The following is a 12,131-nucleotide window of genomic DNA, read 5'->3' as shown; positions in this document are numbered from 1 at the left end:
TTAGGCCTCCTGGCGAGCCTGAATGAACCGAAGCGCCTGATACAGGGCGCGCACCTTGGGCATAGCGAAACCCACTGCGTCCGCAGCCGCCAGCGGCGCCTCGTAAATGGCATGCAGCTCGGCCGGGCGCCCCTGGGCGAAATCGTGGTACATGCTCGGCAGGTAATCAGGCATGCGCTGCGTGGCGGCCAGCAATTTGTCCGCATAGCTGTCCGGCATGGCGTAGCCCAGCGCCTGAGCGACCTGTACTACCTCCTGCATCATGTCAGCGATCAGCGCGCGGCTGTCGGGATTACCCATCAGGCGCCGCGTATCGGCATCGAGCAGCACCGACAGGCCGTTATAAGGGATATTCCACACCAGCTTCTGCCAGCGCGTCTGCGCCAGATCGCGCATCGCCGCCGAATCCAGGCCGGTGCTGCGCAACAAGCTGGCACCCTCCTCGACCAGCGCCAGCCGAGACTCATCGTCGGTAAGAGGCCCGGAGTGATAGGCCAGGTTGATCGCCCCCAGGGCCTGATGCTCGATCACCCCTGGCGCACTGCGGTGAACGCAGATGTAGCAGAGCCCACCCAGCAGATGCAGATCGTTGTGCAACAGCGGACGCAATTCGTCCTCCACCGCCAGGCCATTCTGCAGCAGCACCACCTTGGCAGCGGGCGCTGCCGCCTTGGCGATCAGCGGTGCCAGCTCGGCATTCGCCGTGGTCTTGGCGCCCACCAGCAGCCAATCGCACGGCGGCATATCGTCGATATGCTGATAGGCCTGCACCGATTCCAGATGCAAAACACCCTGTACGGCGCTGTTCAGTTGCAGGCCGCGCTCGATAACGGCGGCGTATTCGCTGCGCAGCAGAAAGTGCACGTCATGGCCGGCACGTGCCAGCAGCATTCCGTAGAAACCGCCAATGGCGCCGGTGCCGATGATGCCGATACGCGGCGCGGGGGATTGGGACATCAGGGAAGCTCCTCAGCCGGGCGAAGCAAAGCCTCGACCATGGCGGTTAGCAAATCGGAATGGGTAAGGCGTGCGTGCAATGCGCCAAAGAAATGACCGTCCTTGACCAGAAAAAGCGCGGGCAGATGAAAGACCTCGTAGCGCGTCACCAATCCGGCGTTATGCCCGGCATCGATCCAGCACAGGCGCTCGACCGGAAGCTGCATGCCAGGCAGGGCCTGGCGCGCCCAGCGGCAGCTGGCACAGCCCGTGCTTGTGAACACTAACAGCGAGGTACCGGGAAGATCGAGCAGACGACGGTCGGCGTCCAGATCGGTCAATTCCAGTTGCGTCGCTATACTGAACTCACTGATATCAGTTTGCCTGCATTCAAGGTCGGTGTTCATGCGTAAGTTTCTGCGTCATCCAAGCGACATGCCAGTGGAACTGGTGCTGCGCAAACAGGCCTGCATTCCCCGGCAGCGACTGAACAATATCAGCCTGGGCGGGGTCGCATGCAACTCGTCGCGGGGCTTTCGCCGGGGCACCTCGATCGAACTGCGTATCCCGCTACTGGGCGATCAGGCGCGCTACCCTGGCGTGGTGGCCTGGTGTCGGCGCCAGGATAACGATTATCTGGTAGGCATCGCCTTTCTCGATGAAGACACCCTGTTCCGCGCGCGCATGGTCGAGCAGGTTTGCCAGATCCAGCATTACCGACAACAGCTGGAACAGGCATCAGGCCACCCCATGGCCATCGAGCAATGTGCTCAGGACTGGATCGCCAAGCATGCCGCCGAGTTTCCCAATCTCGCCTGAATACGGCTCAGCCCCTATCAGTGAGGGCAACAAGCCACCTCATACTGCCACTCTATGAGGCTTATTGAACTTAACGCCCATTGTCGCGCAGCCCTGTACGCGCTAAGGTTCGGCTCCCCCCTGCGCCAACTAGCTGTGCACCGCCATAGGGGATCGCTGGCGGCCGGCACCCGTGACCTGACGACCTGACCCGATGAATAGCACGATGGCTGATTTACCGATCGACGACCTCAACGTCGCTTCCAACGAAACCCTGATCACCCCCGATCAGCTCAAACGCGAAATCCCCCTGACAGATGCCGCACTGAAGACCGTTGCCCATGGTCGCCAGGTGGTACGCGACATCCTCGACGGCAAGGATCATCGCCTGTTCGTGGTCGTCGGCCCCTGCTCCATCCACGACATCAAGGCCGCTCACGAGTATGCCGAGCGCCTCAAGGTGCTGGCTGCCGAGCTGTCCGATAGCCTGTTTTTGGTCATGCGCGTGTACTTCGAGAAGCCGCGCACCACGGTCGGCTGGAAAGGCCTGATCAACGATCCGTACTTGGACGACTCGTTCAAGATCCAGGACGGCCTGCACATCGGTCGTCAATTGCTGCGCGACCTGGCGGAAATGGGCCTGCCCACCGCCACCGAGGCGCTCGACCCGATTTCCCCACAGTACCTGCAGGACCTGATCAGCTGGTCGGCCATCGGCGCACGCACCACCGAATCCCAGACCCACCGGGAAATGGCCTCGGGCCTGTCCTCGGCCGTCGGCTTCAAGAACGGCACCGACGGCGGCCTGACCGTGGCCATCAACGCCCTGCAGTCGGTTTCCAGCCCGCACCGTTTCCTCGGCATCAACCAGGAAGGCGGCGTTTCCATCGTCACCACCAAGGGCAACGCCTACGGCCATGTGGTACTGCGTGGCGGCAACGGCAAACCCAACTACGATTCGGTCAGCGTTGCCATTTGTGAGCAGGAACTGACAAAAGCCGGCATTCGCCCGAACATCATGGTCGACTGCAGCCACGCCAACTCCAACAAGGACCCGGCCCTGCAGCCGCTGGTGCTGGAGAACGTGGCCAACCAGATTCTCGAGGGCAACAACTCCATCGTCGGTCTGATGGTCGAGAGTCACCTGGGCTGGGGTAGCCAGTCGATTCCGAAGAATCTGTGCGACCTCAAGTACGGCGTATCCATCACCGATGCCTGCATCGACTGGGATACCACCGAGAAGAGCCTGCGCAGCATGCACGCCAAGCTCAAGGACGTACTGCCCAAGCGCCCTCGCGGCTAAGGGCCGCAGCAACAATGAAAACGCCGGGCATTGCCCGGCGTTTTTGTATCCGCATTCACATGCAGGGTGGGCTTCAGCCCACCATGACGATCAGCGCGGACTGTAACTCTCCAAACCGAATCCTACTGGTGGCGCGAACGGCGCTCCATGTAGCGCTCGACATAGGAGCAGGACGGAATCACCGTGTAGCCCTTGCCTTCGGCGTACTGCAGGGCATGCTCGGTCAGCGCGGCGGCGATGCCACGCCCGCGCAGGGTATTGGGTACGAAGGTGCGATAGATGTCCAGCGTCTGCTTGCCCAGATCCATATAGGCCAGATAGGCACGATCACCATCGACAGTCGTCACGAACTGGTGACTCGTCTGGTCATGGTGGATGGACAACCCCTCGCTCATCTTCACTCCTCTAGCCGCAAACCGTTAGCGGCGCATCTGTTTTTACTTCATACCGGTGCTTTGGCAAAAGCGCAAATTCACATCCCGCTTCCGCCTACGCAATCGACCAAGCTTATCAGTCGCAGAACCGCCCAGCCACGAGCAATCAGAAGCTCAACAAGGCGATGCAGAGCAAGGCCGCAATAACCGGAATCAGCACCGTGATGACAAAGATGTCCTTGTATGCCTGCTTGTGCGTCAGCCCCATGATCATCAGCATCGCGATCACCGCGCCGCAGTGCGGCAGCGAATCCAGCCCGCCAGCGGTGATAGTGGCGATACGGTGCAGCACCTCAGGTTCCACCCCCATCTCCAGATAACGCGGAGCCAGCGTCTGCATGAAAATCTGCAGGCCGCCGGATGAGGAGCCGACGATGCCCGATACCACGCTCACAGAAGCGAATACCGACAGCAGCGGCGGCAGATTCACCTCCAGTATCCATTGGGCGAACTGGGCAAAACCTGCTGTCTGAGTAACGACGCCGCCAAAGCCGATCACCGCAGCGGTGTTCAGCAGCGGCATGATCGCATCATCCGCCCCCTGCCCCAGCAAGCCGAAGGTGTTACGGCGCAATGCCGAAAACATCAGCACAGCCACACCGGTAGCGATCACCAAGGCCAGGCTGGGCCAGAGAATCGGCTGCGACTGACTGAAGGCCAACAGCCCACCCAACGCGCCCTCGCCCGGCACAACCGCACCAGACAGCGCGAGCAGGCGCGGCAGGAGAATGATCCCCAGCACCACGATGATCGGCACCAATGCCATGCCCCAGTGCGGCCCGCTACCCGGCGCACCAGCCAATTGCTGCATGCGCTCGTCCTGCGCGTTAGGCTCGAACCCCTCGCCTCGTTCGCGCGCCAGGCGCCATTCACGCTGCAGGTAGGCCATGCCCAGGCCGATCATCACCAGCGATGCGAACAGACCAATCCAGGCGCCGGCGAACAGGTCGGTACCCAGTGCGCTGGCTGCGATCACGTTGTGAATCGAAGGCGAGCCAGGCAGGGCCGTCATGGTGAAGGTTCCCGCCCCCAGCGCAGTGGCGGCGCAGAACAGCCGCTTGGGCAGATTGGCCTCGCGCATCAGCGTGATACCCAGCGGATACATGGTGAAGATCACCACGAACACCACCACCCCGCCATAGGTGAGCACCGCACACACCAGCATCGCCACCCAGAGCGTGCGCTGCGTACCCAGGCCGCGGGTAATGGCCTGAGCAATACTGCTGGCCGCCTGGCTGGCAGCCATGACCTTGCCGAAGATCGCACCACAGAGAAACAGCACGAAGAACTTGCCAGCAAAGGTAAATGCACCCAAGGGGCCGAATGGAAAGTGCTCGAGCAGTGCACCGGATACGGCGACGCCATTGCTGAGCGCCACCAGAATCGAACACAGCAACGCTGCGATGAATATGTTCACCCCGCGCAGCGCCATGAAGATAAGTAGCGCCAAGCCCAGCAAAAGCCCCAAATTCCCAAGCATTTGCATCCCCTCTTTATTGTTTTAGTTTCAAAGCCGGGACAGTTATAACAGTTCGTACAAGCGCTGCACTGTATCGAATGCGTAACTGACTATTTTTTAGCCAGCCCACGCGGGCTCTATCCTTCGGCGCCCTGCCCCAAGAAAAAAAACTGCAACTCTTGCCCTGGCTCCGTTTACTTACTAAAAGTAATAGGTAGTATGTACGCCGGCTAATTTCCCGCAGTTGGGGAATTGCTTTTTATGGAAAACTCCACCTCAAGGGGAACACGATGAACAACGTTCTGAAATTCTCTGCTCTGGCTCTGGCCGCAGTTCTGGCTACCGGTTGCAGCAGCATGTCCAAAGAAACCGAAGCTCGTCTGACTGCTACCGAAGACGCAGCTGCTCGCGCTCAAGCCCGTGCTGACGAAGCCTACCGCAAGGCCGATGAAGCTCTGGCCGCTGCTCAGAAAGCTCAGCAGACTGCTGACGAAGCTAACGAGCGCGCTCTGCGCATGCTGGAAAAAGCCAGCCGCAAGTAATTGCGACTCGTTTTTTCGAAAGCCGCCCCAGGCAACTGGTGCGGCTTTTTTATTGCCTGCCAATGACCTGGACCTCTGCGAACATCTCGATTGCCGGGCAATAAAAAAGCCCGCGTACACGAATGCAGGCGGGCTTTTTGCAACTTTGCTGAATCAGAACGGGTTGTCGCTGCTTGCCACCACGTTCTCGTTCTGCGCCGCGATGGGTACCGGAATACCGTCCTCGGCGGCAACCACCTCACGGACCATCTCCCAGTCGAGGCGCAGGCCGCTGAGTTCGTCACGCTTGAGCAACGCATTGATCACCGCAGTGTGCTTGTCGACAACAGAGGGGTCACCCTCGTCATCCAGTGGCGCATGCGCTTCCAGATAGATCTTGCCGCTACTGACACCAAACTTGTAAGGCTCGTTGATGATGCGTACCGGAGTGCCGACCGGCACCATACCCGCCAATTCCAGCACGTTGTGATTGAGCATGCGGAAGCAGCCGTGGCTGACGCGCATGCCGATCCCGAACTTCTTGTTCGAGCCATGGATCAGGTAACCAGGGAACGAAAGCGTCATCTTGTAAGGGCCCAGCGGGTTATCCGGACCAGGCGGCACAACGGTGGGCAGGATATCGCCCTCGGCCGCATGCTCATCACGAATCGACTGCGGCGGATACCAGGCCGGATTGGGCGTTTTCACGGTGACGCGGCCAGTGCCCAGCGGCGAACCCCAGCCCTCGCGACCGATGCCCAGCGGGAAGGTGTGCACCACATTCTGACCTTTCGGGAAGTAATACAGACGATACTCGGCCAGGTTGATCACGATGCCCTCGCGCGGCCCTGGAGGCAGCACGTAGCGAGTCGGCAGAATGACCTCGGTGCCCTCGCCCGGCAGCCAGGGATCGACACCCGGGTTGGCGGCGACCATTTCCAGATAGCCGAGATCGTTTGCCGTTCCCAGATCGGCGAAGGTGTCCTCGTACTTGGCCTTGATCACCTGTACCTGGCCCACCACATCCTCGCCTGGCGGCGGCAATGGAAGTTCGAGTGCCTGTACCGCGGCGCTGGAGCACAGTGCGAACAGAGTCAGGCAGCGGTTGACCGCAGAGAAGCGCGACAACATCCGGGAGTCCCTTGAAGAGTTGAATGATATTGCGGCGATTGTACACCGCCATTGCACAGCCGGGCAGACGTCAGCCATCCGCCCAATTCGAGCACAAGCCCTGGCGCTGCGCCTCGAATACCGCCAGACAAGCTGGACACAGTCGACGGTCACGCAGCCAGACCTTTTCCAGCGTCCGCCAACGCGGCTGTGCCGGCAACAAGCCGCCGCAAAGCGTGCGATCAGCATGCCCACCCAGGCGCAGTTGGCGAGCCACGAGGTGCACACGCACCTCACGACAGGCGAACAGATCCAACTGCTCGTCCGGCTCGATCAGTTGGTAGGCATAAAGGGACCAGGCGGGACGCGGCATCTGGGGCTCCGTGACAGGTCGGCCACATTAGCCGAAAGGCTTGAGACGGAAAAGCCTATGCCTACTCTGTTTTCCGCCGAAAACAGACACTTAAAGCAGCGGTTTGAGCGTCGGCCAGACATTGTCCAGCAACACCGCCTGTGCGGATTCGGTCGGGTGAATGCCATCGGCCTGCATCATCCCCGGCACACCACCGACACCCTCGAGAAAGAACGGCACCAGTGGTACCTTCTTCTGCTCCGCCAGATCCGCAAAAACCTGGGCGAAGGACGTGGTGTAACGCGCGCCATAATTGGGCGGCAAACGCATACCGAGAAGCAGCACATCGGCACCGGCGGACTGCGATTTATCGATCATCGACGCAAGATTCTGTTGCAATTGCGCTGGGGGCTGGCCACGCAGGCCATCGTTGCCTCCCAGCTCGATGATGACCAGTTCCGGCTTGTGCTCTGCAAGTAGCGCAGAGAGCCGTGCGGCGCCGCCTGCGCTGGTGTCGCCGCTAATCGAAGCATTGACCACCGAGTGCTCGAATCCCTCGTCCTCAAGGCGTTTTTCCAGCAGAGCGACCCATCCCTGGCGGCTATCCAGGCCAAAAGCGGCGCTGATACTATCGCCGACCACAAGCAGGGTGCCTGCAACCGCCCCCTGAGCCCAGAACATCAGGGCCAAGGCACCACTCAACCACCATGCACGCATTTGGAATCTCCATGACTTCGAGCATTCTCGCTGCGCGGAACCTTAGCAAAGTGGTCAGCAGCGCGGAAGGCGAGCTGACCATCCTTCATGATCTCGATCTCGAACTGAGCAAAGGCGACAGCCTGGCCATCGTCGGGGCCTCAGGCTCTGGCAAATCCACCCTGCTCGGACTGCTCGCTGGCCTGGACCTGCCCAGTGGCGGCGCCGTGCTGCTGGCCGGCAAGAACCTCGGCGAGCTCGATGAAGACCAGCGTGCGCGCCTGCGCGCCGAGCACGTGGGCTTCGTCTTCCAGTCGTTCCAGTTGCTCGACAGCCTCAACGCGCTGGAGAACGTGATGCTGCCGCTGGAGCTGGAAGGTCATGCCGATGCCCGCCAGCGTGCCCGGGCGCTGCTCGAACGCGTCGGCCTGGGGCAGCGCCTGACGCACTACCCTCGCCAACTCTCCGGTGGTGAGCAACAGCGCGTGGCCATCGCCCGCGCCTTCGCTGCCGAGCCGGACGTACTGTTCGCCGACGAACCCACCGGCAACCTCGACAGCCACACTGGTGAGCGCATCAGCGACCTGCTCTTTCAGCTCAACCAGGAACGCGGCACCACCCTGGTGCTGGTCACCCATGACGAGCGCCTGGCGCACCGCTGCCAGCGCCTGATCCGCCTGGAAGCCGGACACCTGATCGACCGCGTGGAGCCCTGATGAAACGCGTGCCCTTCACTCGCCTGTTTTCGCTCGCGGCCCGCCAACTGCTGCGCGATGCCCGCGCCGGCGAGTTGCGGGTGCTGTTCTTCGCGCTGCTGGTCGCGGTCGCGGCCAGCAGCGCCATCGGTTATTTCGGCGCACGTCTGAATGACGCCATGCTGCTGCGCGCCAGCGAGTTTCTCGCCGCTGACCTGCGCCTGAGCGGCAGCTCACCAGCCAGCCAGGAACAGATAGATGCAGGGCTCAAGCTCGGCCTTGATCACGCACAAGCGGTGGAGTTTTCCAGCGTGGTCGCCGCCCAGGAAGGTATTCAGCTGGCCAGCGTCAAGGCAGCCAACAGCCACTACCCCCTGCGCGGCGAGCTGAGAAGCGCAGCCGAGCCCTACGCGCCAGAGGAAGTTGGCTCCAGCCCCAGGCCGGGAGAGGTCTGGGCCGAAGCGCGCCTGATGGTCGCGCTGAACCTGAAGATTGGCGACGAACTGGAAATAGGCGCCAAGCCTCTGCGCTTGAGCCGCGTGCTGACCTATGACCCGGACACCGCTGGCGATTTCTACAGCCTGACGCCACGCGTACTGATGCACCTGGACGACCTAGCCGCGACCGAAGTGGTACAGCCTGGCAGCCGTGTGCGCTTTCGCGAACTCTGGCGCGGCGATGCCAACGCCCTGGCCGCCTACCGTCAGGCAGTCGAAGCCGGCCTGGAACCCAATCAACGCCTGGACGACGCCCGCGATGGCAATCGCCAGGTCGGCGGCGCCCTCGGCCGCGCCGAGCGCTACCTGAACCTGGCCAGCCTGGCGGCAGTGCTGCTTGCCGGCGTCGCCGTGGCATTATCGGCCGCACGCTTCGCGGCAAGACGCTTCGATGCCAGCGCGCTGCTGCGCTGCCTCGGGCTGTCACGGCGTGAAGCGCTGGCATTGTTCGGCCTGCAACTGGCGCTGCTCGGGCTGATCGCCTGCGCACTCGGCGCGCTGCTCGGCTGGGCTGGGCAGCACGTCCTCTTCTATTTGCTGCGTGGGCTGATCCCTGATGATCTGCCGCCTGCCGATCTATGGCCCGCCCTGGCCGGCATGGCCACCGGCCTGGTGGCGCTGGCCGGCTTCGGCCTGCCGCCGCTGGCGGCGCTCGGCCGCGTGCCGCCGCTGCGCGTCCTGCGCCGCGATATGTTGCCGGTGCCGGCCAGCTCCTGGCTGGTCTACGGCGCGGCGCTGATCGCACTGGGTTTGATCATGTGGCGCCTGAGCCTGGATCTGCGCCTGACGCTGGCCCTGCTGGGGGGCGGACTACTCGCCGCCTTGCTGCTCGGCGGTCTGCTTCTGCTCTGCCTGCAGAGCCTGCGCCGACTGCTGCAGCACGCCGCCCTGCCCTGGCGTCTTGGCCTGGGCCAGTTGCTGCGCCATCCGCTGGCTGCAGCCGGGCAATCGCTGGCGTTCGGCCTGATCCTGCTGGCCATGGCGCTGATCGCCCTGCTCCGCGGCGAGCTGCTCGACACCTGGCAGGACCAGTTGCCAGAAGATGCACCCAACCACTTCGCCCTCAACGTGCTGCCGGCCGAGCGCGATGCGTTCGCCGCGCGTCTGGCCGAGCTGTCGCCGCATCCGGCCCCGCTGTATCCCGTGGTGCCTGGCCGGCTGATCATGATCAACGGCGAGCCGGTACGCCAACTGGTGACCAAGGAAAGTCGCGGCGAGCGCGCCATCCAGCGCGACCTGAGCCTGACCTGGGCCGAGGATCTGCCGTCCGACAACCTGATTACCTCCGGCAACTGGTGGGGCGCTGCGCACGCCAGCGAACTGCCTGGCGTTTCCGTCGAATCCGAACTGGCCGAAAGCCTGCAACTGAAGCTCGGCGATAATCTGCGTTTCAATGTCGGCGGCATCGAACGCGAAGCGCAGGTCACCAGCCTGCGCCAGGTGGATTGGGACAGCTTCCAGCCCAACTTCTACATGATCTTCGAGCCGCAGACCCTGCAGGACTTGCCTGCCACCTACCTGACCAGCTTCTACCTGCCGCCCGGACAGGACGCAGAACTGGTAGCCCTCAGCCGCGCCTTCCCCAGCGTGACGCTGCTGCAGGTCGACGCCCTGCTGGCGCAACTGCGCAGCATCCTCGCTCAGGTCACCCTGGCCATCGAGTATGTGCTGCTGTTCGTGCTCGCCGCCGGCATCACCGTGCTGCTGGCAGGGCTGCAGGCGACACTGGACGAGCGCATTCGTCAGGGTGCGCTGCTGCGGGCATTGGGCGCCGAACGCAAGCTGCTGGTCAGCGCTCGCCGCGCCGAGTTCGGCCTGCTCGGCGCGGCCGCCGGCCTGCTGGCCGCGCTGGGCTGCGAGCTGGTGAGCTTTCTGCTCTATCGCTATGCATTCGACATGAGCTGGCAACCTCACCCATGGTTGCTCCTGCTGCCGCTGATCGGCGCGCTGCTGATCGGTCTGGCCGGCGTGCTCGGCACCCGCCGCGCACTGAATGCCAGCCCGTTGAGCGTATTGCGCGAAGGCTGAGTGTGAAGGAAGGGGTTTGCTAGACTGGCGCCCCTTCCATCTATCAGAGACACCATGAGCCGCTATCGCCCTCCACGTCCCGCCGGTACGCCACTGATCACGCCAGAAGGCGAAGCACGCCTGCGCGCCGAGCTTCACGAGCTGTGGCACGTGCGCAGGCCACAGGTGACGCAATCGGTCAGCGAAGCGGCGGCCCAGGGCGATCGCTCGGAGAACGCCGAATACACCTACGGCAAGAAGATGCTGCGCGAGATCGACAGCCGCGTGCGCTTCCTCACCAAACGACTGGAAAAGCTCAAGGTCGTCAGCGACAAACCGTCCGATCCGAACAAGGTGTACTTCGGCGCCTGGGTCACCATCGAAGACGAAGACGGTGACCAGTCGCGCTACCGCATCGTCGGCCCCGACGAGCTGGACCTGAAACAGAGCCTGATCAGCATCGACTCTCCCCTGGCCCGCGCCCTGGTCGGCAAGGAGCTGGACGCCGAAGTGCGGGTGCACAGCCCCAGTGGTGAGAAGACCTGCTATATCGTCGAGATCGAATATCCCTAGGTGCTGTAGGAGCGAGCTCTGCTCGCGAACATATGGTGCTTAAAAGCTTCGCGAGCAGAGCTCGCTCCTACACAGGTGCCGGTTTCCTCACAGCCTGACTAGCGCCGGGTAATCAGTCCCTGGCGCGCCACCCGCACCAGCTCGCCGACGGTTTGCGCCAGCTCATCGGCGCTGGGGGCCTGGATCACAGCCAGGTCGAAACTGTCCCGCGCGAAGCGACTCAGCGACTCGCCGTTCTGCACGAACTGGATGCGAAAGGCGCGTGACCCGGCCCAGCGCTTGGGCCAGCCTTCGAGATAGCGCAGCAAGGTAGGTTGATGGCTACCACCAAGCAGCACGCGCGGATTACGCAGCAGCAGGCCCGAGGTGATGGGCGCCAAACGAATAAGGGGTTGGGGACAGATCATGGTCGAGTCTCCGCCTCGAGAATCCCGCTGGGCAGCGGTGAGAGGCGACACCGAACCAGCGCTTTAGCGGAATTTCAGGCGCTGATGACAACACCCTGTGGCGCCCCGCAAGTAGCTGTTTAAATCGGCGCAGGACGCATCCTAGAGAAGCCCACGGCAAACTGTCAAGGCGCGCCCGCCTTCGACCCCAACCTTCGATTGGGCGACGGTCAATCCACGCATTTCATCCGCTCAAAAGACCCGTTCTCAGCCATCGACGCCCAGCCTGGCCAGATCAATTGCGGCCCTCAGCGCGACTTGACGTTTCGCCACGTAACAGAAAACACGCAGCGATATCGACGCC

The 12,131-nt window shown here is 62.6% G+C and carries 14 protein-coding genes; 6 read left to right on the top strand and 8 right to left on the bottom strand.

The genetic code is table 11. The features are described from left to right. Together BLR77_RS12500 and BLR77_RS12495 are read right to left on the bottom strand one after the other, a co-directional pair. Positions 1-957 (bottom strand): putative 2-dehydropantoate 2-reductase, encoded by a 957-nt coding sequence (locus BLR77_RS12500; protein ID WP_074678217.1) that lies wholly within the window; start codon positions 955-957, stop codon positions 1-3. After that, the gene (locus BLR77_RS12495; RefSeq protein ID WP_074678215.1) at positions 957-1,343 is read right to left on the bottom strand and encodes a YbbN family protein; all 387 of its coding nucleotides are present in this window, start codon (positions 1,341-1,343) and stop codon (positions 957-959) included. Before BLR77_RS12495 ends, BLR77_RS12500 begins: the two co-directional genes overlap by 1 nt. Between BLR77_RS12495 and BLR77_RS12490 the strand changes: the two genes are divergently transcribed. Beyond that, a complete protein-coding gene (locus tag BLR77_RS12490; RefSeq protein ID WP_074678213.1) occupies positions 1,342-1,755 on the top strand; it encodes a PilZ domain-containing protein in 414 nt (137 codons plus the stop codon). The two genes, BLR77_RS12495 and BLR77_RS12490, sit on opposite strands and share 2 nt — an antisense overlap. A 205-nt stretch (positions 1,756-1,960) precedes the next feature. Then, the gene (locus BLR77_RS12485; RefSeq protein WP_074678211.1) at positions 1,961-3,037 is read left to right on the top strand and encodes a 3-deoxy-7-phosphoheptulonate synthase; all 1,077 of its coding nucleotides are present in this window, start codon (positions 1,961-1,963) and stop codon (positions 3,035-3,037) included. Positions 3,038-3,159: 122 nt separating this feature from the next. Here BLR77_RS12485 and BLR77_RS12480 read toward each other — a convergent pair whose 3' ends face one another. Together BLR77_RS12480 and BLR77_RS12475 are read right to left on the bottom strand one after the other, a co-directional pair. Then, on the bottom strand, positions 3,160-3,432 hold the full coding sequence (locus BLR77_RS12480) for a GNAT family N-acetyltransferase (RefSeq protein WP_003460019.1): 273 nt from the start codon (positions 3,430-3,432) through the stop codon (positions 3,160-3,162). 145 nt (positions 3,433-3,577) lie between these two features. Next, positions 3,578-4,951, bottom strand: coding sequence for a GntP family permease (locus tag BLR77_RS12475; RefSeq protein WP_074678209.1), 1,374 nt, complete (start codon positions 4,949-4,951; stop codon positions 3,578-3,580). Positions 4,952-5,220: 269 nt separating this feature from the next. On the opposite strand from BLR77_RS12475, the gene oprI reads away from it, so the two are divergent. Next, the gene (gene oprI / locus BLR77_RS12470) at positions 5,221-5,472 is read left to right on the top strand and encodes an outer membrane lipoprotei OprI (protein ID WP_003239826.1); all 252 of its coding nucleotides are present in this window, start codon (positions 5,221-5,223) and stop codon (positions 5,470-5,472) included. A 153-nt stretch (positions 5,473-5,625) separates the two neighbouring features. Here oprI and BLR77_RS12465 read toward each other — a convergent pair whose 3' ends face one another. From BLR77_RS12465 to BLR77_RS12455, 3 genes are all read right to left on the bottom strand, one after another. Further along, complete coding sequence (locus BLR77_RS12465) at positions 5,626-6,582, bottom strand: L,D-transpeptidase family protein (RefSeq protein ID WP_074678207.1); 957 nt, start codon at positions 6,580-6,582, stop codon at positions 5,626-5,628. A 70-nt stretch (positions 6,583-6,652) separates the two neighbouring features. Further along, positions 6,653-6,934 (bottom strand): hypothetical protein, encoded by a 282-nt coding sequence (locus tag BLR77_RS12460; protein WP_074678205.1) that lies wholly within the window; start codon positions 6,932-6,934, stop codon positions 6,653-6,655. Positions 6,935-7,024: 90 nt separating this feature from the next. Next, on the bottom strand, positions 7,025-7,630 hold the full coding sequence (locus BLR77_RS12455) for an arylesterase (protein ID WP_074678203.1): 606 nt from the start codon (positions 7,628-7,630) through the stop codon (positions 7,025-7,027). Positions 7,631-7,641: 11 nt separating this feature from the next. On the opposite strand from BLR77_RS12455, the gene BLR77_RS12450 reads away from it, so the two are divergent. From BLR77_RS12450 to greB, 3 genes are read left to right on the top strand one after another with little or no spacing between them, the layout of a single operon-like run. Then, complete coding sequence (locus BLR77_RS12450; protein ID WP_074678201.1) at positions 7,642-8,325, top strand: ABC transporter ATP-binding protein; 684 nt, start codon at positions 7,642-7,644, stop codon at positions 8,323-8,325. Next, complete coding sequence (locus BLR77_RS12445) at positions 8,325-10,829, top strand: ABC transporter permease (RefSeq protein ID WP_074678199.1); 2,505 nt, start codon at positions 8,325-8,327, stop codon at positions 10,827-10,829. The genes BLR77_RS12450 and BLR77_RS12445 overlap by 1 nt, the downstream gene beginning before the upstream one ends. 54 nt (positions 10,830-10,883) lie before the next feature. Next, on the top strand, positions 10,884-11,381 hold the full coding sequence (gene greB / locus BLR77_RS12440) for a transcription elongation factor GreB (protein WP_074678197.1): 498 nt from the start codon (positions 10,884-10,886) through the stop codon (positions 11,379-11,381). Positions 11,382-11,479: 98 nt separating this feature from the next. Here greB and BLR77_RS12435 read toward each other — a convergent pair whose 3' ends face one another. Continuing rightward, positions 11,480-11,788, bottom strand: a complete 309-nt coding sequence (locus BLR77_RS12435) for a hypothetical protein (protein WP_074678195.1) — start codon at positions 11,786-11,788, stop codon at positions 11,480-11,482. Positions 11,789-12,131: the final 343 nt, after the last annotated feature.

Origin of the sequence: Ectopseudomonas alcaliphila, assembly GCF_900101755.1 — a bacterium.
GTDB lineage: Bacteria > Pseudomonadota > Gammaproteobacteria > Pseudomonadales > Pseudomonadaceae > Aquipseudomonas > Aquipseudomonas alcaliphila.
This window is presented reverse-complemented; position numbering and strand designations above follow the sequence as displayed.